We start from the raw sequence: 25,291 nt of genomic DNA, 5'->3' as shown, positions 1-25,291 counted from the left end.
CGGCGCCTCACTCGCTGAGGAACGGGAGCGCCGCCGCCGGGTCCTCGAAGGGGTCGATGAAGCGGTCCGCCCAGCACAGCACGGGCTCCAGCCAGGAGTCGACGCGCATCGTCGCGGCGACGTACCCGACCTGCTCGTCCTCGTCGACGCCGAGCGCGACGACCGGCAGGTCGCGGAAGAAGCCCGCGTGGTCGTCGTCGCCGTACAGGGCGGTGAGGGCGAGCGGGCGGTTGCGCGCCAGCTCCATCGACAGCGGGTGGCGGCGCAGCGCCCGCAGCCGGTGGCCGAGCCGGGCGTCCGGGGGCTGCTTGAGGCCGGGGAGCTGGTAGTCCAGCGGTGGCGCGGGCGCGTGCTTGTCGGGGACGGGCCGGTCGTGCGGGAACAGGCGGTCGAGCTCGTGCAGCCACCGCACCTGCGGGATGACGAACGCCGGGCCCGGCGCGCTGCCGGTGGCGCCGCCGCCGAGGACGCGCTGCGCCACGTCCGCGACCCGGCCGGTCAGGTCCGCCGGCGGGTAGGCGGTGCGGAGCGCGCGGGAGCGGCGGGACACGGCCTGCTCCAGGACGGTCGCGAGCGCGCACTCGCGCAGCCTCGGCCGCAGCCGCGACCAGCCGCGCAGCAGGTCGGGCGGGACGGCGGGCAGCGGCCGGTTCACCACGTGCGCGAGCACGAGCGTGTCGGCCCACAGCCGCAGCCAGCCCCGGTCGGGGTGGCCCGCGACGAGGTCGGCCTCCCGCAGCTCGTAGAGCGTGCAGGCCCGCCCGGAGCGGCACTCGCAGCCGCAGGCGGCCGAGCGGCGGCCGTCGACCGGGGGCGGCGGCCCCGGCAGCTCGGCCTCGCGCCCCTCCCCGAGCGGGACGCGGACGCGCAGCGGCCGGTCCATGCCGTCGGCGAACACGGCGGCGACGCCGGGGCGCAGCGACACGACCTCGCGGGACTGGTCCTCGTCGAGGTTCATCGCGGCGCCGACCTGGTGCCGGTCGTCGTGGGCGGGCAGCCGGTGCACGACCTTCAGCGCCGTGTTCTTGATGACGTCGGGGACGAGCTTGGTCGGGATCTGCTCGGCGACGATGATGCCCTCGCCGTAGGCGCGGATCTCGGCGAGCATCCCGGCGAACAGCTCCACGGCGTGCGAGCTGGTGCGCTCGGGGCCGCGGTTGCGCAGCAGCCGGTGCGCCTCCTCGATCACGATGACGTGCCGGAGCGCGGGCCCGGCCGAGCCCGCCCGGTCGCGGCGCCGCTCGCGCATCCGCAGGTGCTCGACGATGCGGATGATGAGCGTGCCCATGAGGAACGCCTTGTCCTCGTCGTTGGCGACGTCCTCGATGGCGAGGACGATGTTGTCGCGGAGCATGCCGCCGATGTCGGCGGGGTGGCCGCCCTCGAAGAAGCGCCCGGCCGAGCCGATGCGCAGGGAGCGGAGCCGCACGTCCACGAAGCCCTGGACGTCGGCCATCAGCTCCCGCCCGTACCCGACGTCGGAGATGACCTGGAGCGCGGCGTTCTGGAGCTGCTCCAGCGTCGGGACGGCGGGCTCGATCAGCGACCCGGGGACGCCCGCGCCGGTCACCACGTCCCAGCCGTTGGTCTCGTAGACGCGCTGGAGGGCCTGCGCCATGATCTGCGGGAACGGCTCCTCGGCGTCGAAGGCGGCCTGGAACAGCGCGCGGACCATGTCGATGTGCGCCTGCACCGGGTAGCCGGGCTCGGGCGCGAGCGGGTTGACCGACAGCGGCACCGCCGCCGGGTCGGAGGGGTTGACGACCGTGACCTGCCCGCCGAGGTCCTCGATGCGCCCGGCCATCGCCGCGTACTCCGACTTGGCGGGCTCGATCGCGAGCCACGGGATGCCCGCGCGGGTGAGCTGCTCCAGCAGGTGCCGGACGGTCTGCGACTTGCCCGCGCCGGTCGCGCCCGTGACGAACACGTGCCGGTTGATCGTGGACCTCGGGACGGTGAACCGGCCGACGTGCCGGTCCTGGCCGTCCAGGATGGCGCCCAGCTCGATCCGCGCGGCGGGCTCGGTCGGCGGCGCCGCGTGCCCGTCGGTCTCGGAGGTGACGTCGAAGTACCCGGCGTCCAGGACGCGCAGCCCCGGCACCTCGCGGCGCGGCAGGCCCGCGAGCGCGGCGAGCGCCCCGGCGGTCGCGACGAACGGGAACCGCTGCTCGGACTCGGCCATCGCGCGCGCCGGGGCGGCGGGCTCGGCGGCGGGGCGCAGCGTCTCGCTGAACGGCCCGCTGCCGTGCCCGGACCTGAGCCGGTAGGGGTGGTGGCCGAGCTCCATCGACCCGACGAGCACGGGCGCGATCTGGCCCAGCTCGTTCTGGTCGGCGGCGCCCGCGACGACCCGCACCTGCCAGAGCCCGGCCTCGCGGAACGCGTCCAGCTCGGCGAGCCGCCGGTCGGCGCGGGCGACGGCGAGCCTGGCCTGCTCGTCCTCGCCCCGGCGGAGCATCCGCAGCTCGTGGTGCAGCTCGCGCATCTCGGTGTCGATCAGCCGCTCGTCGCACGGGTCGGCGACCAGGAACCAGCCGAACGGCCGCTCCATCAGCGTGACGAGCGTCGACTCGAACAGGCCGGGGCCGAGCGGCGCGGCGGCCGGGGCGGCGCCCGCCTGCGGGGCGAGGCGTCCGGGGCAGCGCGTCCAGGCCATCCGCTCGGCCTGCCGCAGCCAGCCGTCGCCGACCGGGACGCCGCGGGCGCCGCTCGGGAACAGCAGCCCCCGCGCCTCGCCGCCCTCGACCGGGACGGCGCCGATCGGGCCCGCGTTGGTGATCAGCTCCAGCGGCGCGCCGCCGCCCGCCGACAGCCAGCCGACCACGAACGGGGTGCCGCGCCGCGCCGCCGACAGCGCGGCGGGGAGCACGCTGACGAAGTCCGACTCGGCGGAGGCGTGCCGCTCCGGCGCGGGGATCGCCTGGATGCGGTACCAGGGGCCGGGGAGCGCGAACGGCTCCGGCGCCGCCGCCCGCCCGGCGCCCGGATCGCGCACGGCGGACGAGCGGGGTTCGGCGCCCCACATTCCGGGAGGCGGTGTCCCGGGCGTCCCCGGCGTTCCAGGTACGCCCGGCGTCCCCCCGGGCCGCCTGGGCGGCATGCCTGACATCACCCCAGCATCCTTGCGCTCCCTCCGCCGACGCGCCAGACGCGGGCGGTCAGGACGGCGGATCGGCCTTGTGGCGGCCGGCCCGTTTGAGGGGCGGGACGATCCGGGGCCCGCGCCCGTTCGCGCCCCGGGGGAGCGCGTGCCGCGGCCGCGGCCCCGAGGCGGGCCGGGACGGCGCGGCGGGCTCCTGCTCCGCCGCCTCCGGCTCGGGCGGGACGGCGGGCCTCCCGGCGGGCGGCTCGGCGCCGGGGAGCTCCGGCGCGGGCGGCGCCTGGGCCTGGGCGCGCACCTCGCGGACGTACTCCTCGAACTCCATCGAGTGCGCGGTGGGGAGCGTGATGATGCCGGGGTTGGCGTCCACCAGCATGATGCGGCGGCCGGTGGCGCCGGCGTGGGTGAACACCATCGCGGTCGGCGGCAGCTCCTGGAGTTGCAGGGGCTCGGCGAGCAGCTCGCGGAAGCGCTGCTTGGCGGCGCGCCGTTCGTCGGCACGGCGCGGCGAGACCGTGCGGCCCCAGGCGGTGGCGGAGCTGATGCCCTCGACGAGCGCGGTGTCGTCGGCGGCCGGGGCGGGCAGCGGCGACCAGGCGGGGTCGGTGAGGCCGTCGCCGCTCGGCCGCGCGTAGGCGACGGTGCTGGCGTAGCTCTCGCCCGCGAAGTCGAACAGGGTCTCCCCGGCGGAGTCGGTGATCTCGGCGACGAGCAGCGGCTGGTCGGCGCCGATGTGCTCGGCGGCGACGCGGGCGTCCTCGGGGTTGCCGAGCCGCATGAACCCGACGGCGGCGTGGCCGCGCCGCCCGAGCCGCTCGCGGACGTGCGCCGGGATGGAACGGTACATCAGGACGAGCCCGGTGCCGGTGGCCTCGCAGGCGTCGATGAGCCGGTCCAGGACGTCGCCGCGCAGCTTCTCGGCCCCGCACAGGAACAGCGTGTGGTCCCAGCGCCCGCCGGGCGGCGCCTCGCGGACGCGGTGCGTCAGCGCGGTCGTGACGTAGGTGCCGAGGATCCGGTTGGTGAGCACCCCGGCGCGGCGGTCCATGGACACGACGTGCAGCCGGGACGGCGGCAGCGCCACCCGCTCGGTCGCGAGCCGCTCCAGCTTGCGGAGCTGCGCCTCCAGGGCCCAGGCGCGGCGGATCACGATGCGGTCGGTGGCGTCGCGGCCGAACAGGGTGGCGATGCGGTGCAGCTGCTCGTCGGTGAGCAGGCCCCGGCGCAGGTCGTCGCGGGGGTCGCCGACCTGGGCGAGGACGCGCAGCGCGGCGGTGATGCGCGGGATGCCCGCGCCGGGGCCGAGCACCTCGATGAGCCGCTCCAGGATGGAGTTGTCGAAGGAGAGGTCGCGGGTGCCGTCCTGCTCCTCCCCCGCCGAGACCACCAGCGACAGGACGTCGGCGAGCGCCTCGGGGCGCAGGCCGCGCGTCACGTCCAGCCGGGGCAGGTCGGCGGGCAGCACCCAGACGAGCGGGTCGTCGCCCCGGTCGGCGGCGAGCCGCAGCAGGTCGTGCGCGACCGCGCCCTCGGACAGGTCGATGACGGTGAGCCGGGCGCCGACGGCCAGCCGCGCGGCGCCCATCGTGGTGACGGCGGCGGACCAGCCCGCGAGCGTGCCGCCGACGACGTCGACCCGGTCGACGCCGGGCGGGACGGCGACGGGGTACCACTCGCGCTGGCTCTCGTAGGCGGCGTGGCGGCGCTCCCACTCCGTCCTGGCCTCGCCGTAGGCGCGCTCGGCCTCGGCGCGCTCGCGGTCGCGGGCGGCGCGCTCGCGTTCGTCACGTTCCCGTTCGGCGGCCAGGCGCTCGCGGACGGCCCGCTCGTCCCGCCAGAGCGGACCGCCGGTGATCCCGAGGACGACCGCGCAGGCCAGCAGCGCGACCCCGGCGAAGGGCCAGGGCAGGAAGCCCGCGATCCCGCAGGCGAGGAACAGCGCGGCCCCGGCGATCGCGCCGCCGGCGGCCGTCCGCAGCGGGCGGGCGGCCATGTGCTCGGCCGGGCGCCGGGCGGTCGAGGGCACCGGACCGGGCCGGGTGCGCTCGGGCAGGCCGGGCGGCGGCCCGGGGTCCGGGTGCGCCTGCGCATAGCGCCAGCCCACGTGGACGCGGTCGCCTTGGGTGAGCCGCGCCGTCGCGGACCCGCTCGCCATGTCAGTCACGTCGAGAGACCCCTGGGAGTTGCGGGATGAGGAGGAACGCCTGGGGGTGGTCGGGTTGGTTTCTTACACCACACACAGTAAAGAGATTGCCGGGTTTCCGCGTGTCGTTCGAGGAACAGGACCCATGATGACCGACTTGCGCCTGCAATTCGGTCACCACGTCAACCTGCGGGAAACATCGGGCGCGCCCGGTCCGGAGGGTGGCCGGATCCGGCCACCGCGAACTGGCATGGACCGGTGCGAGGGCCCCGCCGGGGAGGTCAGCCCGCCCGGGGCGCCTTCACCGGCATGAACGCGTCCAGCTCCATCGTCGGGTGGGGGTACTTCCAGTCCGCCCCGTCGAAGGGGACGTACATGCCCTCCGGCGTATCGGCGAGGAAGTAGTTGCCGTTCCACCGGTTCGGGTGCGTCACCGGGGCGTCGGCGGGGTAGCGGGCGCCGAGCGGGTGGTACTTCACGTCCACGCCGAACATCGCGTGGACGGCGGCGTCCACGAAGTTGCAGTGCTCGATGGCGCCGCGCAGGTGGGTGTTCTGGACCACGACGCCGTGCACCCGGTCGCGGGCGAAGTACAGCGCGCTGAGGTCCTTGACGACCTGGTCGAAGTCGTGGGCGCCGTCGTGGTGGACGAGCGCGCGCGTCCCCTCCTCGGCGAGCAGGACGTTCCGCACGTAGGTGGGCAGGTCGCCGAGGAACATGCGGACGCGCGGCATCGCGCCGGGGAAGACGCGCCGCACCCGCTCGTAGGCGAACTGGAGGAAGCCCGGGTTGACGTCGACGAGGTCGAGTTCCAGGCCCATCGGCTCGACGCAGCCCGCGAGGACGGCCGCGGACCCGCCCATGAACACGCCGACGTCCACGAGCCGGGTGACCGAGCGGTGCTCGCGCTCGACGCAGCCGAACACGTCGAAGTAGTGCTGGGCGCTGCACTGGTCCTCGTAGGCGAGGTCCACGCCCGCCGCGCGGGCGGCGATGCGGTCGAACACGGCGTTGCGCCCGGCGAAGGCGCCGAGGTCGGCGCGGTGGCCGCCGAGGATCGGGATGCCGAGCAGGTCGTGCGGGTCAGCGGCGGCGGCGAGGTCGCCGTCGGGGGCGAGGAAGCCGCCCCACCGCTCGTCGTGCATGGCGACGCTCTCGACGAAGCCGCCCGCCGCGGGCCCGCCCGCCGGTCCGTCGTCGGGCCCGGCCGGGTCGCGGTCCCCGGCGCGCAGGCGCTCGATCTCCTGCCGCTGCGCTGTGATCGTCTCCGTGAGCCGGTTCGCGTCCGCGATCCGCGCCTTCGCCTCGTACTGCAACTGGAGGACGCGCGTGTACAGCGCGATCCGGTTGTTCTCCAGGGTCGCGAGCAGGCCCGAGGAGGTGTAGGGCCGCAGCGCCTCGACGACCTCCGCCGCGCCGGGCGCGCCGTCCCGGACGAGGACGCCGAAGCCGAACACGGCCGGGACGACCTCGAACCGCCAGCCGTCCGCCTCCCGCACGGCGTCCTCGACGGCGGTGAGGACGCCGTTGCGCTCGCCGCCCGCGTGCCGCGCGACCGTGTACGCGCCGCCGCCGACGAACCCGGCGGGGGTGGGGTCGTCGTGCCAGACGGTCGGGCCGTCCGGGGTGTCGGGGTGGAGGTCGCCGGGCGGCAGCGGGGACGGCTGGTAGTAGGTGTCGCGGCGCCCGCAGGGCCACAGCACGTCGTGCAGGACGACGACCGCGTCGGGGGCGTGCTCCATGATCCAGGCCAGCTCGGCGCGGACGACCGCGTAGTTGTGGTCGCCGTCCAGCACGTAGAGGTCGGCGGCGGGCAGACCGGCCAGCGCCCCCGGGGACGCCTCCTCGACGAGGTGCAGCCGGGGGTCGGCCGCGACGACGGCGCGCATCTGCGCGTCGGGGCTGGGCTCGACGCAGTGGACGTCGGCGCCGAGGTCGGCGTACAGGGAGCTGACCTGCCCGGACTCCACGCCCACCTCGACCACCGTGCCGATCCTCCGGCACCGCGCGATCGCCTCGAACAGCTCCCGGAACACCGACATCGAGTGGACGAGCAGGGGCAGCCCCCGGGCCGCGCGGGCCTGCGCGTGCGGGTCGTCCCGCGTCCCGGTCACGGGCGGGGTCCAGCCGTCATGTGCCATCGCCGAGCTTCCTCCTGGCCACTCGTCCGGCGCCCGCCGCGACGCCCTTGACCCCCGCCGCGCGGTACTCCTCGCGCAGCCGCTCGGTGAGCCGGGCGGCGCGCGCCGACCGCTCGGCCCGCCGGTCCACCGGCATCCGCGGCGCCATGCCCGTCATCGACTGCGGCAGCATCGCGAACGCCACCGTGACCTGCGCGGAGGAGACGACCCGCGTCCCGGCGCGGCGGGCCAGCGGAAGCCACACCGCCGCGTAGGAGGTGTCGAACTCCATCAGGTTGCCGCCGAGGTAGCGGCAGTCGGCGTAGTGCAGGCCGACGAAGTCCTCGGGTCTGTCCCAGCGCAGCACCTCGCCGTGGCGGCGGCCGCCCGCGATGACCTCCGCCTCGATCCAGTCGACCCGGACGATCGCCGGGCGCCCCGGGATCGCGATCGAGATGTCGACGGTGTCGTGGTGCTCGAAGCGGAACCGGGCGAACGACAGCCCGTTGTGGTTGATCCGGACGCGCCGCCGGATCGGCTCGTGCCACCGGTCGTCGGCCGTCCGGTAGCGGAGCCTGCTGTCGTGGGGCTCGCCCGCCGGGTCGAACGCCTCCCGGTCGATCGCGCCCTCGGCGACGGCCCGCGCCATCGCGCCGAGCCCGGTGTCGGACGCGGAGATCAGCGCGGGCCAGAACGAGTCGCGCATGTCCAGGTCGTGGAGGTCGCCCGGGGACAGGTACGGGATCGCGGGCTTGAGGTCGCGGGGCAGCAGCGTGGTGACGGTCGCGGAGCCGAAGTTGTCCTCGTGCACCCAGTTGCCGAACACGGCGGCCTCGTCGGCGGTCGGCGACTCCAGCGCCGCGACGAGGATCCGCGCCAGCCGGTTCCGCGCGGCCTCCGGCTCGGCGAGGTCGGGCCAGGGAGCCTCGCCCGCGGTCGCGGCGGCGGTGACGTACCGGTTCCAGAGCCGCTGGAAGGCGAGCACGCCGTCCTGGACGGTGCGGCGCTCGGCGTTCTGCGACGGCGAGTCCGCCGCGACGCCGAGGATCGGCGCGGCGTCCTCGGTGAAGCCGATCAGCGACCCGCACAGCGCGTTGACGCACTGCTCGACGATCTCGGGGCTGCGGGTCACGGTCGCGGCGACGTCCGCGGGGTGCCCGGCCTGCGCGAGGTAGCCCTCGGCACGCAGCCCGGCCAGGTACACCCGCTCGGCGCGGGCGTCGGTGGCGAGGTAGAGCCCGGCGGGCGCGATGTCGATCCGGGCGATGTCGAGCGCACGGGCCAGGTGGCGCTGGATCGTCCCGCCCCAGCCGAGGTCGACCAGCGTGAGGTCGGGCCCGTCGAGCGCGCCCGCCTCCCGCAGCGCGCGGATCAGCCGCTCGCGCGCGGCGGTGACCGTCACCGCGAGCCGGTTGCACAGGTGCGGCGTCTCGGTCAGCGCGCGGGCGACCCGGTCGGCGACGTCGCCGTTGTCGATGACGGTGTCCAGCTCGGTGGCGAGGCCGGGCACGTCGCCGGGCTGGAGCTCCAGCACCGACAGCGCCTGCCGGACGGTCAGCCGGTAGCCGGTGCGGATGAAGGCGTGCACGGCCTCGGTGTCGTGCGCGTCGAGCCCGGCGAGCGAGGTCACGAACCGCGACAGCCACACCGGCCTGGCCTCGACGTCCAGGCCGCGCGCCCGCGCCGCGTCGTTGATGAGCTGGGAGAGAAGCTCGCCTTCGCGCATCGTGCACCACAGCACGCGGGTGCCGGTCTCGTGCGCGCGCCGCGCGGCCCACTCCGCGAACCCGGTCAGCACCGGGCCGAGGACGCCCGCGCCGAACCGCCACGCGACGTCCAGCGCCGAGGTCGAGTACGGGACGCCGGAGTGGACGGCCTTGGCGCGCAGGCTCGTCAGCCCGAAGTCGCCGTGCCGCTCGTCCAGGTCGGGGGCGTGGTCGCCGTGCGGGTCGACGGGCTCGCGCTCGCGGCGCAGCACGTCCCGGTAGGGGTCGTCGAGCCTGCGGTAGTGCACGGTCCGGACGCCGAGGCCCGCCGGGACCTCGTCGTCGGCGACCGGGTGGTCGCCGATGTGCACGATCTGCTCGGGCGCCCGGCCGAGGTCGCGCAGCACGATCTCCCACAGGCCGGTCGACTTGGCGGTGCCGTGCTGGTTGGAGCGGAAGACCCGCACGTCCTCCATCGGCCCCAGCTCGGGCCGGTCGAGCAGGTGGGAGAGCTGGTCCTCGGTGAAGTAGGTGTCGGAGACGAGGACGACCTCGACGTCCTGCTTGCGCGCCGCCCGGATGACCTCGGCGATGTCGAGGTCGACGACGGTCAGCTCGCGTTCGAGCGCGACCTCGGCGGCGACGAACCGCTCCAGGGGCGTGTCGCCGAACGGCGCACCCGGGGTGTCGAGCGGCATGAACCGCCAGATGTCGGCCAGCGAGACCTCGGAGCCGAGGCCGACCCGGCCGCGCCGGGCGGTCTGCTCGGCGCCGATCCGCATCCGCCGGAACGTCGCGTCGCCCATCCAGGGCGGGCACAGCCCCTCGGCGCGCAACCGGGCGCCGAGCAGCGCGAACACGTCCTTCGGGCGCGGGACGCGGCGCCACAGGATCGTGTCGAAGACGTCCAGCGACAGGACCGCGCAGCCCCGGTCGGCGATGACGCGATGGACGTTGTCGAGCAGCGGGACCGCGTTCTCCTGCTTGGCCAACGCCGCACCTCTCTTCCGGACCCCGGGCGTGGACCGGGAGCGGGGTCCTCACGTTCTCGGGCCGCCGCCCGCCACAGCCCGGGACACCTTATCTAAGTCGATTTCGGGATTTGGGAGCTCGATCCGTCCGGCAGCGCGGCGGCGGCGCGGCGCGCCTGGCGGTCGGCGCGGACGAGCGCGCCCGCCTCGGCGGTCGGCCCGTCGAAGGCGACCCGGCCCTGCCGCATCGTGATCCCCCGGTCGCACAGCCCGATGAGCATCTGGATGTCGTGCGCGACGACGACCATCGTGCGGCCCTGCCCGCGCAGCTCCCGGATCCGCTCCAGGCACCGCTCCCGGAACGGCGGGTCGCCGACGGCCAGCACCTCGTCGATCAGGAACACGTCCGGCTCGGTGTGCGCGGCGATCGAGAACGCCAGCCGCATGAACATGCCGGACGAGTAGAACTTCACCTGGTCGTCCAGGAACCGGCCGATCCCCGAGAACTCGACGATCGCGTCGAACTTCCGCTCGATCTCCGGCCGGGTCATGCCGAGGATCGCGCCGTTGAGGCGGACGTTCTCGCGCCCGGTCAGCTCGGGGTGCAGCCCGGCGCCGACGTCGATGAGCCCGGCGACGCGGCCCCGGACGAGCACCCGGCCCTCGTCCGGCCGCATGACCCCGGAGATCAGCTTGAGCAGCGTGCTCTTGCCGGACCCGTTCAGCCCCATCAGCGCGACGGTCTCGCCCCGGTCGATCGTCAGGCTCACCCCGTCCAGCGCCCGGAACCGGTCCGACAACCGCTCGCCGCGCAGCGCGCGGACGCTCATCTCCTTGATCGAGCGGGCGTGCCGCAGCGTGAAGTGCTTGGTCACGTCGTCGATGACGATCGAGGGGGTCACGGCTACAGCTCCTGCGCGAATCGGCGCTGCATGCGGGCGAACAACGCGTGCCCGGCGAGGAACACCAGCACGCTCACGCCGAGCGACAGGCCGGCGCGGGCGTACAGGTCCGGCGGAAGGGTGAAGTCGTCGCCGGTCGCGGGCGGCCAGAACGCGCGCTGGAACAGCGAGACGGCGCTGACCAGCGGGTTGGCGAGGTAGGCGTCCAGGACCCAGCCGGGCGCGTGCTCGCGGACGTGCGTCCACGGGTAGATCATCGGCACCGACCAGGTGATGACGATGACCGAGATGTCGATGACCTGCTCCAGGTCGCGGAAGAACACGTTGACGGCCGCGCACGCCAGCCCGAGGCCGAGCCCGAGCACCACGATGATCGAGAACCCGAGCGCGGCGGCGGCGAGCGCGGCGGGCGAGGGGCGCCAGCCCGCGGCGGCGGCGCCGCCGAGCAGGATCACCATGCCGGGCAGGAAGTGCACCAGCGACACCAGCGCGGACGCGGTCGGGAACAGCTCGCGGGGCAGGAACACCTTGTTGACCAGCGGCGCGTTTCCCGTCACCGACCGGGTCGTCGAGTGCAGCGTCTCGGTGAACAGGTTGACCAGCACCATGCCGGAGAACAGGTAGACCGGGAAGTCCTCGATCTGCTTGCCCATGCCGAGGAAGACGCCGACCACGGAGAAGTAGACCGAGAACGTCACGGCCGGCCGCACGTAGGACCAGCCGAGGCCGAGCAGCGACCCCTTGTAGCGGGCCCGCAGCTCCCGGCGGACGAGCAGCCGCAGCAGGTACCTGTTCCGGAACGTCTGCCGCAGGCCGCCGTCCTCACCGGGAGGGCGCAGCGGCGGATCGTCCAGGAGGGGCGCCGTCATTCGCCGCCCGGCCCGGCCTCGGCGACCTCGGGGAGTCCCGTCGCCTCGGCGGCTCCGACCGCCTCGGCGGCCGCGAAGGTGGCGCGCCACGCCTCGGGCGAGGTCAGCTCGGCCACGGCGTCCCGGTAGCGGCGGCTCAGCTCGGGCCACTCGCGGCTGAGCCGGGCGTGCAGCAGCGACGACCGCGTCAGCAGCCGGCGGAACCGCTCGGGGTCGCGCTGGTACCAGGCGACCTTCGTGCCGTCCGCCGAGGAGACCAGCGCGCTGTCGACCTGCGCGAGCAGGCTCCAGTGCCGGTCGATGTGCGGGACGACGACCTGCGGGTGCGTCCGCCCGGCCGGGTCCAGCGGCCGGAGCTGCTTCAGCGTGCCGAGCATCGCGCTCGCCAGCACGTTCACCCTGCCGCGCGGCGGCTTGAACCCGCGCCCCCGCTTGGGCGGCTTGCTCCGCCGCACGCGCGGGAACTCCTCGTGGCTCGGCCGGCTGTGCGCGTCGGGGAACTCCGCCCGGAACGCGGTGATCTCCGCCAGCTTCCCGGTGATGCCCGCGTGCATGTGCCCGGGCCCGCTCAGCACGTCCTCGATCGCCGACAGCATCAGTTCGGCGGTGGAGTACTGCATGGCGAGGGCGTGCTTCACCGAGATGATGTAGCTCTCCTTGACCAGGTTCCCGCCGCGCTCGTAGGGCGAGTGCGTGAGCGCGGTGACCAGCCGGTTGCGCTCGTGGAAGTAGGACTGCCAGTCGATCCCGTCGTCCTTGTCCTGCCAGGGGACGTGCCAGGCGGCCATGCCCGGCAGCGTCACGGTCGGGAAGCCCGCCGCGCCCGCGCGGACGCAGTACTCCGCGTCGTCCCACTTGATGAACATCGGCATCGACAGGCCGACCTTGCGCAGGACGTCGACGGGGATGAGGCACATCCACCAGCCGTTGTAGTCGACGTCCACGCGCCGGTGCAGCCACTTGGTCTCGCGCAGCCCGCCCGCGCTCCCGCGCAGCCGCGGGTTCGGGTTCGTGTCGGGTTCGGCGGCGAAGTCGTGCTCGCGCCTGGTGTGCGGCGCCTCCTCCCACCACCAGCGGTACCGCCCGATCGTCTCGCCGTAGGCGTGCAGCTGCGAGCGGGCGAACAGGTTGAACATGTGCCCGCCGACGATCGTCGGGGTGCGGGCGAAGTCGGCGAACGCGACCGCGCGCAGCACGCCCTCGGTCTCGGTCACGACGTCGTCGTCCAGGAGCAGGACGTAGTCGCTGGTCCCGGCGCTGAGCGTCTCGTCCATCGCGCGGGAGAAGCCGCCCGAGCCGCCGAGGTTCGCCTGCCGGATCAGGCGGAGCTTCGCGCCGAGCGCCTCGGCGGCGGCGGCGAAGCCCGCGTCATCGCGGACGAGCCGGGTGCCCTGGTCGACGACGAGGACCTCGTCCACGACGTCCAGGACCTCGGGGGCGCCGCCGAGCGCGGCGAGCTGCGCGACGCAGAAGTCGGGCCGGTCGTAGGTGGTGATCCCGAGGCTGACCCTGCCCTGCCGGACGCCGCCCGCCTCGGCGCACCAGTCCGCGCGCTCCAGGACGGCCGCGTCCTCGCCCGCGAGGACGTCCATCCAGTACCAGCCGCCGTCGATGAACGGGTCGAGCGTCAGCCGGAACGTCTCCTCGCGCGGCGCCCGCGAGTCGAACCGGACGGACGCCACGCGCTGCACGTGCCCCTTCGCGCTCGACCGGTAGACGATCACGTTGGCCTGCCCGCGCATCCGGACCCGCAGCACGACCTCGTCCACGCTCGTCCAGCGCCGCCAGTAGCTCGCGGGGAACGCGTTGAAGTAGGTCGCGAACGAGACCCGCCCGCCGACCGGGACGACGAGGCTGCGGCGCCCGACGGCGTCGGCGGAGGCGGCGCCGTCCTCGGCGGCGGCCTCGGCCGCGAGCGCCTGCGCGCCGCGTCCGATCTCGCCCTCGACGTACAGCTTGAGCACGTCGAGGTCGCGGTCGACCGGGATCACCACGCGCTGCAGCACGCGCAGGTCGGTTCCGTTCTGCCCGGTCACTCGTGCACACCTCCGGTTGTCAGGCGGGCGGCCCCCGTGAAGTGGGGGCGCAGCTTGTTGTCGACCATGCTGAGCGCTCCGGCGATCGCCATGTGCATGTCGAGGTACTTGTAGGTGCCGAGCCTGCCGCCGAACAGGACGCCCCTCTCGCCTCTGGCCAGCTCGCGGTAGGCGAGCAGGCGGGCGCGGTCCGCGGCGGTGTTGACCGGGTAGTACGGCTCGTCGCCGCGCGCGGCGGCCCGCGAGTACTCCCGCATGATCACCGTCCTGTCGGACGGGTACTCCCGCTCGGGGTGGAAGTGGCGGAACTCGTGGACGCGCGTGTAGGGGACGTCCTCGTCGGCGTAGTTCATGACGGGCGTCCCCTGGAAGTCGCCGGTCGGCCTGACCTCGGTCTCGAAGTCGAGCGTCCGCCAGCCGAGGTCGCCCTCGGCGTAGCCGAAGTAGCGGTCGAGGGGGCCGGTGTAGACGACGGGGACGTTCCCGGCCGCGTCGTCGCGGACGCCGAGGAAGTCGGTCTCCGTCCGCACCTCGATGCGGGGGTGGTCGGCCATCCGCTCCAGCCACGCGGTGTAGCCGCCGGTGGGGAGCCCCTCATAGGTGTCGTTGAAGTACCGGTCGTCGAAGGTGTACCGGACGGGCAGCCGCGTGATGATCTCGGCGGGCAGCTCGCGCGGGTCGGTCCGCCACTGCTTGGCCGTGTAGCCCCGGATGAACGCCTCGTAGAGCGGGCGCCCGACCAGCGAGATCGCCTTCTCCTCCAGGTTGGACGGGTTCGACACCTCCGCCGCGTGCCCGGCGACCAGCGCGCGCGCCTCGTCGGGGGTGAAGGCGCGGCCGAAGTAGGCGCAGATCGTGCCGAGGTTGATCGGCATCGAGTAGACCCGGCCCTTGAACGTCGAGAACACCCGGTGCCGGTAGCCGGTGAACGTCGTGAACCGGTTCGCGTACTCCCACACCCGCCGGTTGGAGGTGTGGAACAGGTGCGCCCCGTACCGGTGGACCTCGATGCCCGTCTCCGGGTCGGGCTCGCTGTAGGCGTTCCCGCCGATGTGCCCGCGCCGTTCGAGCACCAGGACGCGCAGGCCGAGGTCGGCGGCGCACCGTTCGGCGACCGTGAGCCCGAAGAACCCGGATCCGGCCACCACGAGGTCGACATTCACTGACGGCGTCCATCCCGTGCGGGGGGAGCGGTAGACCCGGTGTCGCGGACGGTGACGCGAACGCGACGCACCGGTCTGTTGGTAGGGAATGCGGCTAAGATACCCGGGGTTCGATCGGTACCGGCAAGAACCCGAGGATCGCGGTGGCCCGACCCACTCCCGGCGGAGAGCCGCGGCCCGTGGTCTACCTGCATGTCGGTGCGGCCAAGAGCGGCACGACCTACCTCCAGAACGTCCTGTGGCACAACCGGGAGCGGCTGCGCGGGGACGGCCTCCTGTACCCCGGCGGCGACTCGGCCTCGCACGTCCGCGCGGCGTTCGACCTGCGCGAGACGTTCTTCGGCGGGGCCGCGGACCTGTCCGTCCGGGGAGCGTGGCCCGCCCTCGTGGAGGAGGCCCGCGCCTGGCACGGCGACGTGATCCTCTCGCAGGAGCTGTTCGCGCCCGCCACCCAGGAGGAGGTCGCGCGGGCGCTGGCCGATCTCGGCTTCCTCGACGTCCACGTGGTGTTCACGGCCCGCGACCTCGCCCGGCAGATCCCGGCGCACTGGCAGGAGGACGTCAAGAACCGGTTCACGACGTCCTTCCCCGACTTCGTCGCGGCGCTGCGGCACCGGAACTGGCAGGGGATCGACAGCGCGCGGCTGTTCTGGGGCCTCCAGGACCCGGTCGCGGTGCTGGAGCGGTGGGGCGCCTCGCTGCCGCCGGACCGCGTCCACGTCGTCACGCTCCCCCGGCCCGGCGCGCCCCGGGACCTGCTCTGGCGGCGGTTCTGCGCGGCGGTCGGGCTCGTCCCGGACGGGTACGACCTGGCCGTGCCGTACACGAACCCGTCGCTGGGGCTGGCCGAGACCGAGTTCCTGCGGCTCCTCAACGGCGCGCTGGACGACGGCCTCGGATGGCCCGCCTACAACGACGTGGTCAAGCACTACCTCGCCCAGGACGTGCTGACCGCCCGTCCGGACCCGGTCAGGATCAGGCTGCCCGCCGGCGACCTGCCGTGGGCGACCGAGCGGGCCATCGAGACGGCCGAGGGGCTGCGCGCGGCCGGGTACCACGTGGTCGGCGACCTGTACGAACTCGTCCCGGTGGAGGGCGCGGCGGAGGCGGAGTCGGCGGAACCGCCCCCCGCCGACCTGGCCGACGTCGCCGTGGACGCGGCCGCGGCGCTGCTGCTGCGCGTCCGGGAGCGGGAAGGGCGGGCCGAGGGGACGCCACCGGCGCGCGATCAGATCGACCGGCTGCGCGGCGAGGCGGCCGAGCTGGCGGACCGCACCGGGCGACTGGCCCACGGCGCGCTGCCGCTCGTCCACCGGGCCGCGCGGAACGCGGCCGAGCGGTACCCGGCCGTGCGGCGGGTCGGGGGCGCCTACCGCCGCATCCAGGACAGGAGGTGAGGGCTCTCGTGGGCGAGCATGGTCCGGAGAAGAGGGTGTGGCTGCATGTCGGCGCGCCCACCGCCGGGGACGCGTTCCTCCAGCGGGCGCTGTGGGCGAACCGGCTGCGGCTCGGCGACGCCGGGGTCTGCTACCCGGTCACCGCCCCGCAGGAGGACTTCGCGGCGGTCATGGACCTGCGCGAGATGAGCTGGGGAGGGCACCGCGACCCGTCCTGGGACGGGACGTGGGAGCGCGTGGCCGGGCGCGCCCGCGACTGGGACGGCGGGACCGTCGTCCTGTCGCAGGGGCTCCTCGGCGGCGTGTCGAAGAAGCAGGCCGCGCGCGCGGTGGCGGACCTGGAGCCCGCCGAGGTGCACGTGGTGTTCGCCACCCGCGACCTCGGCTGGCAGCTCATCCTCGACTGGCAGGAGCAGGTCCGGCACACCCACTCGATCACGTTCGAGCGGTTCGTCGACGACCTGGTCGCGTTCGGGATCGACGCGCCCGAGCCGTACGGGGAGATGTTCTGGGGGCTGCACGACCCGGTGCGCGTCCTCGCGACGTGGGCGACGGCCGTGCCGAAGGAGCGCGTCCACGTGCTCACGCTGCCGCCGCCCGGCGGGTCGCCGGCGCCGCTGTGGACGCGTTTCTGCGCGCTGACCGGCATCGACGCCGGGGCCTGCGACATCGAGGGCATCGACGCGGACGAGCCGCTGTCGGCGGTCGAGGCCGAGCTGCTGCGGCGGCTGAACGTGCGGATCGCGCCCGCGCTGGGCGCCGACTACGAGCGGATGGTCGGCGACCACCTCGTGGGGAGCGGGCTCGCCCGCGCGGCCGACGAGACGGGCCGCACGCCGATGGGCCTGCCCGAGCGGCACCGGGAGTGGGCCGCCGCGCGGACGCGGGAGACCGCCGCGTCGCTGCGCGCGTCCGGCTACGACGTGGCGGGCGACCTCGCCGACCTGACGACGGCCCGGACGCCGGTGGAGGCTGCGCTGCTGCCCGGCGACGTCCCGGAGGAGCTGGTCGCGGCCGCGGCCGTCGGCGCCGTCGCGCACCTGCTGGAGGGGCTGGCCCGGACGAACGAGCGGATCGGGCTGGCGCACCTGCACGGTGAGATGGCCGAGGTCAGGCAGAACCTCGAACGGCTGCTGAAGGCCGCCGAGGCGCCGTCGCCCGTGCTGCGGCGCGCCGCCCGGCGCGCCACCGGACGGCGCGCCCCGTGAGCGCGGCGCCGACCGTCGCGGCGGTCGTGGTCACCTTCGACCGGCGCGAGCTGCTGGCGGAGGCGCTGACCGCGCTCGGCGCCCAGACCCGCCCGCCCGACCGGATCGTCGTCGTCGACAACGCCTCGCGGGACGGGACCGCCGCCATGGTCCGCGACCGCTTCCCCGGCGTGGAGCTGCGGGAGCTGCCGCGCAACGTGGGCGGCGCGGGCGGCTTCGGCGCCGGGATGGCGCTCGCGCTGGACTCCGACCTCCTGTGGCTGCTGGACGACGACACCGTGCCGGAGCCCGGCGCCCTCCGCGCGCTGCTGGACGCGCGCGACCGCGCCGCCGGTGGCCCTCCGACGCTCGTCGCCAGCCGCGTGGTGTGGACCGACGGGCGCGACCACCCGATGAACACCCCGCGCGCCAAGCCCCGCGCGTCGGCCGCCGAGACGGAGGCGGCGCGGGCGGCGGGCTGCGTGCCGATCCGCTCCGCGTCGTTCGTGTCCGTGCTGGTGGACGCGGCGGCCGTGCGCGAGCGCGGGCTGCCCGTCGCCGACTACTTCCTGTGGAACGACGACTTCGAGTTCACCACGCGGCTGCTGCGCGGGCGGCGCGGGCTGCTCTGCCCGGCGAGCGTCGCCGTCCACAAGACCCGGGCGTTCGGCGGCACCGAGACCGACCCCGGCGACCGGTTCTTCTACGAGGTCCGCAACAAGATCTGGCTGTTCACCGGCAGCCGGGGTCTCGCGCCGCCCGAACGCGTCCTGTACGCGGGGTCCACGGCGCGGCGGTGGGCGCGCACGTTCGCCGCGTCCGAGGACCGGGCCGTGCTGCGGCGGGCGCTGGTGCGGGGCGTGCGCCAGGGACTGTTCACGCGTCCGCGGCCGACCGAGGCGCTGCTGCGCGAGGTGGGAGTGGAGCCGCCCGGTCCCTACCGCAGTTCCAGGTAGTCGACCTGGCCCTGGCCGGTCAGGCGGCGCAGGCCGAGCGTGTTCCATCCGGCGCCCAGCTCGACGTCCGCCGCGGCCGAGGTCCAGTCGGCGCCCCCGGTCGCGCGCAGCCGCACCGGGGCGCCCGCCGTCCCGTTCACCGACAGCTCCAGGTCGGTGTCGCGGCCCGACCGGTTCGCGTACTGCGTCCGGACGGTGTAGCGCCCGGCGGTCGGCGCGAACACCGGCACCTCCAGGCGGCAGCCGTCGCGGTCGAACGGGCCGACCGCCTTCCGGCCGGAGGCGTTGGGGCGGTCGAGCGCGGAGACGCAGCCGTTCAGCCGTCCGGCCTCGGCCTCGTACCGGACGGGGACGCCGCGCACGACGGGCCGCGCCCCGTCCCAGCCGAGCGGCGCCACGTACATGCCGCGGTTCACGTTCGCACCGCCGTGGTAGCCGATGATGCCGTGGAAGACCAGGTAGTCGCCGGTGTCGTCGCTGAGGACGTCCGCGCTGCCCGGCCCGTCGATCCGCCGCCCGTACGCCTCGGTCGACTGGAGCGGCGCCGGCGCCTTGGTGTAGGGGCCCTCGATGGACGGCGCGGTCGCGTACCGGGTCTGGTAGTTCGACCGGAAGTACCAGCCGGAGGAGTACAGCAGCACGTACTTCCCGCCCCGCTTGACCAGGTCGGGCGCCTCGACCAGGACGGGTTCGGACTCGTGCCCGATGAGCTTGACCGGCGCGGCGGCGATGCCGAGGCCGTCCGGGCTCAGCCGGACGAGGAAGATCGACGACGTCTCCCGCGCGTCGCTCTTGTAGAGCAGGTAGCGCGTCCCGTCGGGCTCGATGTGGGACGCCGGGTCGATGGCGCCGCCGAGCTGCCGCGGGCACACGAGCGGGTCCCCCTCGACCGGGACGAACGGCCCGGCGGGCGACGACGCGGTCGCCGCCCCGATGCACTGGACGTCGGCGTCCTTGCGGCGCGCCGAGAAGTAGAGCGTGTAGGACGCCTGGCCCGGACGCGGCGGAACGACCTCCGGCGCCCACGTCCGCCCGGTGGTGGCCCAGGCCGGGAGCCGGGCGAGTCCGTCGCCGGGCGTGCGCGTCCACGGGCCGGTGGGCGAGGGCGCGGTGGCGACGGGCATCGCCGCCTCGCCGTTGTTGGTGCCGTAGGCGAAGTAGGTGCCCGCGACCTTGATCACCGATGGGTCGGCGAACGGCCGGCCGAGCACGGGCCTGTCGGGCGCGTATCCGGGCGGGGTGATCGGCCCCGGCGTCCCGGCGGGGCTCGGCACGGGCGCCCCGGACGCCGCGGCCGGCCTGCTCGGCCGCGCCTCCGGTCTCCCCGAGCCGGGCACGCACGCGTTCGCGACCGCGACGACGAGCGCCACGACGGCGCTGATGGCGGCCCCGGCGATCAGCGGCGTCAGCGGCCCGCGCAGTCGCGGATCCCCGGCCCATCTGTTCATCCCCCCGCATGATGCCAACAACGTGACTGCCACCGCGAACCAGCCCGCGAACCGGCACCGCGAACCGGCATCGCGAACCGGCATCGCGAACCAGCAGCACAAGGCGGGCGAACCGTCACTCTCCGAGCGAAACGCCCATCGAATCGTTACGCTGCCAACGGCACTTGATCATCGGCACGGGACGGGGCGGCGGGCTTGATCCATCGACGGCGGCTCCCGAGACCCGCGCCGGCGGCCCTGTTCTGCCTGGTCCTGGCGCTGGCACTGGTCGGGTGCTCGGGCGGCGAGGGCAAGGGCGGCGCCCCGAAGGCGGCGCCGCCGGGCAAGCCGAACATCGTCTTCGTGCTCACCGACGACCTCTCGTGGAACCTGATCGCGCACATGCCGCAGGTGCGCGACATGCAGGCGAAGGGCCTCACCTTCGACAACTTCTTCGTGGCGGACTCGCTGTGCTGCACGTCCCGGTCCACGATCCTGACCGGCAAGTACCCGCACAACACCGGGGTGCGCACCAACTTCCCGCCGGACGGCGGCTACCGGGTCTTCAAGGCGCACGGCGGCGAGCAGGCGTCGTTCGGCGCGGGGCTCCAGCGGGCCGGGTACCGGACGGCGTTCCTCGGCAAGTACCTCAACGGCTACCAGCCCGGCGACAGGCAGGGCGGCCCGGCGCCGTACGTCCCGCCCGGGTGGAGCGAGTGGTACGTCACGGGCAACGGCTACCCCGAGTACAACTACAACCTGAACGAGAACGGGCGCCTCGTCCACCACGGGCAGGCGCCGCAGGACTACCTGACCGACGTGCTGTCGGGGAAGGCGGACGACTTCGTCCGGCGGGCGGCCGCCGCCGGGAAGCCGTTCTTCATGGAGGTCGCCACGTTCGCGCCGCACGGGCCGTTCGTCCCGGCGCCCCGGCACGCGGGCGCGCTCCCCGGGGTCCGCGCGCCGCGCACGCCCGCGTTCAACGAGGCCGACGTCGGTGACAAGCCGTCCTGGCTGCGCGCGCGTCCGAGCCTGCGCAGCCCGGGGCTCCAGGGCATCGAGCGCGGGTTCCGCGACCGCGCCCGCATGGTCCAGGCGGTGGACGAGATGATCGCGCGGTTGCGGCGGACGCTCGCGGCCAAGGGCCTCGACAAGGACACCTACCTGGTCTTCGGCTCCGATAACGGCTTCCACATGGGCGAGCACCGGCTCGCGGGCGGCAAGATGACGGCGTTCGACACCGACATCCGCGTCCCCTACGTCGTGGTCGGGCCGGGCGTCGAGGCGGGCGGCCGCACCGGGGCGATCGTCCAGAACACCGACCTGGCGCCGACGTTCCTGGACATCGCGGGCGCCGCCGTCCCGCCCGCCACCGACGGGCGCTCGCTCGTCCCGTTCCTGCGCGGCGCGCGGCCGCCGGACTGGCGGACCGCCGCGCTGGTCGAGCACGTCAAGCCGCCGCCGTCGCCGCAGGACCCCGACCGGCAGGACTCCTCGCCCGGCGCGCCGCCCACCTACAACGCGCTGCGCCTGCCCGACGCCCTCTACGTGGAGTACCAGAACGGCGAGCGCGAGTACTACGACATGACCCGCGACCCCCACCAGCTCGACAACCTGGGAGGACGGCTCCAGCGTGACCGGCGGCGGCAGCTGTCCGCGCTCCTCTACGCGCTGACGCACTGCTCCGGCGCGGGCTGCATGTCCGCGGGACGCACGCGCTAGGCCCGGTTCCGGGCGCCGAGCGGGGCCGAACGAGGGCACCCGGACCGATCGCTATCATCGCTGGCGACACATTGGTCCGCGGAGGTCATGGATCGACCGACCCGACCTGATCGAACCGTTCGACCGCACTGGCCGACCGACCCGACCGACCGACTGGGGGAGACGGGCGTGACCCCACCCAAGGCTCCGGACACGCCGGACGACGAGAACGGCCACGACCGGCCGGAGGCCGCCCCGGACGGCTTCGGCGCCCCGCCGCCGCCCCAGTGGCTCTCGGACGGCCCGCGGCCGGGCGGCGCGAACCTGCTGCCCGAGCCGCCGCCCGCGCCCCCCTCGCCCCCGCCCGCCGAGGAGACCGTCGCCGAACCGGCCGTCGAGCCCGGCGAGCCCGGTGACGACTCCGAGAACGACAAGACGATCGTCGGCGGCGACCTCGCGGGCGCCTACAAGACGCAGGTGTTCGAGAAGCGGAACCCGCAGGACGAGCGGCCGGAGCAGGAGGAGCGGCCCGAGGACGAACCGAAGCCGCCCGCTCCCCCGGCCGCCGAGCCGGAGCCGGACCCGGACCCGGCCTCGCTGACCTCGACCGACATCCCGCTGCCGCCGCCGTTCCCGTACGCGGACGACGACAGCGCCCAGAACGACAGTGCCCAGAACGACAAGACGCAGTTCGACTTCCCGCAGCCCGACCCGGACGTGACGCACATCGACACGCCCGTGCCTCCGCCCGCCCGGCCTCCGGCGCCCCCGCAGCCCGACGTGCCGCCCGCGCCCCCGGCACCTCCGGTCCCGCCCGCGGCGTCCGCGCCCCCGCCGTTCCCGTACGCGCAGGAGATCCCCGGCACGCCCGCTCCCGCCCCCGCCCCGGAGCCCTTCCCGTACGCGCAGGAGATCCCGGGGACACCCGGCCCGTCGTCCAGTCCCCCGGCCGCCGAACCGTTCCCCTACGCGCAGGAGATCCCCGGCGGTGGTGCGCCGCCCCTGCCGTCCACCGGCGGCGGCGCCGAGCCGTTCCCCTACGCGCAGGAGATCCCAGGGCACCCCCCGCAGCCCGCCTACGAGAGCCCGCAGCCCGCCCCGCGACCGGCGCCGCAGCCGGCGCCGCTCCCCGCGCCGCCCGCGATCGACGAGCCCTGGCGCACCGCCGGGCCCGGCAAGACCAAGCGCAAGCGCGGCAAGAAGCCGCTGCTCGTCGGTGTCGCGGGCGTGGCGGTCGCGGCGGTGCTCGCCGCCGGGGGCTTCTTCGCCGTGACGAGCCTCGGCGGCGACGACGGCGACGGCGGCGGCAAGGAGAGCGCCAGGCTCGCCGCGTCGCTGTTCCCGGTGGAGGGCGGCGCCCGCACCGACGGCCGCGACCAGGAGCTCAACGGCGTCGCGTCCGTGGGCTCGACGGTCGTCGCGGTCGGCGGCGAGAGCGACGTGCAGGCCGTGCGCGGCCTGTTCCTGGTGTCTGTGGACGGCGGGCGCACGTTCAAGCCCGCCGCCCAGCAGGGCCCCGACGGCGGCGCGCCGCGTCCGGGCGAGACGCCCCAGGCGGTCGGCGGGTCGGCGGAGGGCTGGGTCGCCGTCGGCACCCGGACCGGCGGCACCGGCGTCGTGTGGACCAGCGAGGACGGCCGGGAGTGGCGGCGCGAGCCCGACGCGGTCGGCGGCGTCTTCGGCGCGAACGACCGGGTCCGGCGGATCGTCGCGTCCGGCGGCGGGTACATGGCGGTCGGCGACCACTCGCAGAAGGGCGACTTCAGCGACGCCGCGCCCGCCGTGTGGCTGTCGGCCGACGGGCGCCGCTGGGAGGCCCGCACCGGCGACCAGATCGGCGTGCAGATCGACCGGGGGACGTTCTCGCTGGTCGAGGCCGCCGCGAGCGGCAAGGTGATCCTGCTGGAGGGCCTGGTCACCCCCGGCCGCAACAAGCCGCCCTACCGCAAGGTGTGGCGCTCCGACGACGGCGGCCGCACCTGGTCCGCCTCGGACGTGCCGGTGCCGAGGGGCAGCCGCGGCCTGATCATCGGCGGCGGCGGGGGCGGGTTCCTCGCGCTGCGCGAGATCCGGGCCGGCGGCAAGGCGTACGCGCAGGCGTTCGCGTCCAGGGACGGCTCGCAGTGGCGCAGGGCCGGCAACCTCACCACCGGCGGCTACGAGCGGACGAGCCAGGTCCTCGGCGACGAGCGCGGGTTCGCGGCGGTCGTCGTGCGCGGCCGCGACGTGCTGCTGTCGCGCAGCGCGAACGGCGCCGCGTGGAAGGACGCGGGCACCGTCGAGACCAGGCCGCAGCGGGAGATCCGCGGCGGCGCGCTCGCCGGGGGGCGGACGGTCGTCGTCGGCCGCGAGCCCGGCGGCGGCGACATGGACCCCATGCTCGGCGTGTGGGACGCGGCGGGCACCGCCGTCCCGGTCGACCTCGCGAAGGTGCCGGGCGCGATCCGTCCCGACCACACCGTCCGCACGGTCGGGGTGAACGGCGACCTCGCGGTCGCGGTGGGCAGCGCGTCCGGTGACGCCGCCGCCTGGACCTCGGCCGACGGCGGCGCCTGGAAGCCCGCGCAGGGGCTCGGCGCCGCGTTCACCCGGCCGGGGCCGCAGCAGCTCATCGACGTCGCGGGCGGGAAGGCGGGCTGGCTCGCGGTCGGCTACGACCAGTCGGCGCCGCGCCGCGCGCTCGTGGTGACCTCGGCGGACGGCGCGACCTGGCAGGCCGCCGACAACGCCGCCGCGTTCCGGGCCACCCGGAACGGCGTCCCGGTGACCTCCGCCGCCGCGTCCGGTCCCGGCGGGTACGTGGTCGTCGGCATCGAGGGGTTCTCGGCGGTCACCTGGTACTCCGGCGACCTCAAGAACTGGGAGCGCGGGACGAGCGGCGGCCGGAACGCCCTCGAAGGCGCCAAGAACCGCAGCCACTGGATGCTGGACGTCGCCTCCGCCGGGTCGTCCGGATTCGCGGCCGTCGGCGGCGAGCGCGACGCCAAGGGCAACCACCCCGCGGTGTGGACGTCGCGCGACGGCAAGCGGTGGTCGCTCCAGAACCTGCCGCTGCCCGGCGGCATCACCGAGGGCCACCTCACGCACATCGCCGCGCGCGGGAACACGCTGGTCACCGCCGGAATCGCCGCGACGCCGCGGGGCCTCGTGTGGCTGGGCTACACCTCGTCCGACGCGGGCCGGACGTGGCGTCCGCTGCCGGTGCCGGGCGGCGGGACGAACGAGGTCATCACGACCGCGCTGGCCGCGACCCCGAAGGGCTTCGCGGGGACCGGCACCGTCCAGCAGGACGGCGCCGCCGACGTGGTCTCGTGGACGTCCGCCGACGGCTCGTCCTGGAAGAGCACGACGCCCGGCGGCACCGGGCTCGGCGGGGCGGGCGACCAGCAGGTCACCGGGCTCGCCGCGTTCAGGAACTCGCTGCTCGGCGTCGGGCGCAGCACCGACGCGGGCGCCGACCAGCCCGTGCTGTGGAGCCGTCCCGTCCCCTAGGTCCTGTCCGGTGGATCTGGGTGTTTGGCTGAGGCTGATCTGTGTCCTGGGTTGTGATGGTGGACATGGTGCGTCGTCATGAGCTCACCGATGCCGCCTGGGCGCGGATCGAGCCGTTGTT

14 protein-coding genes are annotated in these 25,291 nt (G+C 75.0%); 5 read left to right on the top strand and 9 right to left on the bottom strand.

Annotated features, from left to right (window positions below):
* Positions 1 to 7: 7 nt before the first annotated feature.
* The 8 genes from GNZ18_RS36415 to glf all read right to left on the bottom strand — a co-directional run bounded on the left by GNZ18_RS36415 (position 8) and on the right by glf (position 15,010).
* Complete coding sequence (locus GNZ18_RS36415) at positions 8 to 3,025, bottom strand: ATP-binding protein (RefSeq protein WP_156221391.1); 3,018 nt, start codon at positions 3,023 to 3,025, stop codon at positions 8 to 10.
* A 133-nt stretch (positions 3,026 to 3,158) separates the two neighbouring features.
* Entirely contained in the window at positions 3,159 to 5,255 is a 2,097-nt protein-coding gene (locus GNZ18_RS36410) for a coiled-coil domain-containing protein (RefSeq protein WP_156221389.1), read from the bottom strand.
* A gap of 269 nt (positions 5,256 to 5,524) precedes the next feature.
* On the bottom strand, positions 5,525 to 7,384 hold the full coding sequence (locus GNZ18_RS41595) for a class I SAM-dependent methyltransferase (protein WP_216651559.1): 1,860 nt from the start codon (positions 7,382 to 7,384) through the stop codon (positions 5,525 to 5,527).
* The gene (locus GNZ18_RS36400; protein WP_156221387.1) at positions 7,374 to 10,061 is read right to left on the bottom strand and encodes an HAD family hydrolase; all 2,688 of its coding nucleotides are present in this window, start codon (positions 10,059 to 10,061) and stop codon (positions 7,374 to 7,376) included. Before GNZ18_RS36400 ends, GNZ18_RS41595 begins: the two co-directional genes overlap by 11 nt.
* A gap of 92 nt (positions 10,062 to 10,153) precedes the next feature.
* Positions 10,154 to 10,942, bottom strand: coding sequence for an ABC transporter ATP-binding protein (locus GNZ18_RS36395; protein ID WP_242891252.1), 789 nt, complete (start codon positions 10,940 to 10,942; stop codon positions 10,154 to 10,156).
* A gap of 2 nt (positions 10,943 to 10,944) precedes the next feature.
* Positions 10,945 to 11,811 carry an ABC transporter permease gene (locus GNZ18_RS36390; RefSeq protein WP_156221385.1) on the bottom strand — a complete coding sequence of 289 codons (867 nt, stop codon included), beginning with the start codon at positions 11,809 to 11,811 and terminating at the stop codon, positions 10,945 to 10,947.
* Positions 11,808 to 13,847, bottom strand: coding sequence for a glycosyltransferase (locus GNZ18_RS36385; protein WP_312874947.1), 2,040 nt, complete (start codon positions 13,845 to 13,847; stop codon positions 11,808 to 11,810). The genes GNZ18_RS36390 and GNZ18_RS36385 overlap by 4 nt, the downstream gene beginning before the upstream one ends.
* Positions 13,844 to 15,010, bottom strand: a complete 1,167-nt coding sequence (glf, locus tag GNZ18_RS36380; protein ID WP_312874946.1) for a UDP-galactopyranose mutase — start codon at positions 15,008 to 15,010, stop codon at positions 13,844 to 13,846. The genes GNZ18_RS36385 and glf overlap by 4 nt, the downstream gene beginning before the upstream one ends.
* A gap of 179 nt (positions 15,011 to 15,189) precedes the next feature.
* Between glf and GNZ18_RS36375 the strand changes: the two genes are divergently transcribed.
* From GNZ18_RS36375 to GNZ18_RS36365, 3 genes are read left to right on the top strand one after another with little or no spacing between them, the layout of a single operon-like run.
* Positions 15,190 to 16,407: a hypothetical protein gene (locus GNZ18_RS36375; protein WP_156221383.1), complete on the top strand. Its 1,218-nt coding sequence runs from the start codon at positions 15,190 to 15,192 to the stop codon at positions 16,405 to 16,407.
* Positions 16,404 to 17,615, top strand: a complete 1,212-nt coding sequence (locus GNZ18_RS36370) for a hypothetical protein (RefSeq protein ID WP_156221381.1) — start codon at positions 16,404 to 16,406, stop codon at positions 17,613 to 17,615. Before GNZ18_RS36375 ends, GNZ18_RS36370 begins: the two co-directional genes overlap by 4 nt.
* On the top strand, positions 17,612 to 18,550 hold the full coding sequence (locus GNZ18_RS36365; RefSeq protein ID WP_312874945.1) for a glycosyltransferase: 939 nt from the start codon (positions 17,612 to 17,614) through the stop codon (positions 18,548 to 18,550). Before GNZ18_RS36370 ends, GNZ18_RS36365 begins: the two co-directional genes overlap by 4 nt.
* Here GNZ18_RS36365 and GNZ18_RS36360 read toward each other — a convergent pair.
* Positions 18,532 to 19,998 (bottom strand): family 43 glycosylhydrolase, encoded by a 1,467-nt coding sequence (locus GNZ18_RS36360; protein WP_156221379.1) that lies wholly within the window; start codon positions 19,996 to 19,998, stop codon positions 18,532 to 18,534. The two genes, GNZ18_RS36365 and GNZ18_RS36360, sit on opposite strands and share 19 nt — an antisense overlap.
* Before the next feature lie 195 nt (positions 19,999 to 20,193).
* Here GNZ18_RS36360 and GNZ18_RS36355 point away from each other — a divergent pair, with 195 nt between their 5' ends.
* Positions 20,194 to 21,699, top strand: coding sequence for a sulfatase family protein (locus GNZ18_RS36355; protein WP_156221377.1), 1,506 nt, complete (start codon positions 20,194 to 20,196; stop codon positions 21,697 to 21,699).
* A gap of 168 nt (positions 21,700 to 21,867) precedes the next feature.
* The gene (locus tag GNZ18_RS36350) at positions 21,868 to 25,170 is read left to right on the top strand and encodes a beta propeller repeat protein (protein WP_156221375.1); all 3,303 of its coding nucleotides are present in this window, start codon (positions 21,868 to 21,870) and stop codon (positions 25,168 to 25,170) included.
* The last annotated feature ends 121 nt before the right edge of the window (positions 25,171 to 25,291 follow it).

The sequence above is a fragment of the Actinomadura litoris genome (genome assembly GCF_009733595.1).
Classification (GTDB): Bacteria; Actinomycetota; Actinomycetes; order Streptosporangiales; family Streptosporangiaceae; genus Spirillospora; species Spirillospora litoris.
Note: the sequence above shows the minus strand (reverse complement) of the source record. Positions and strands in the feature narration are given on the sequence as shown.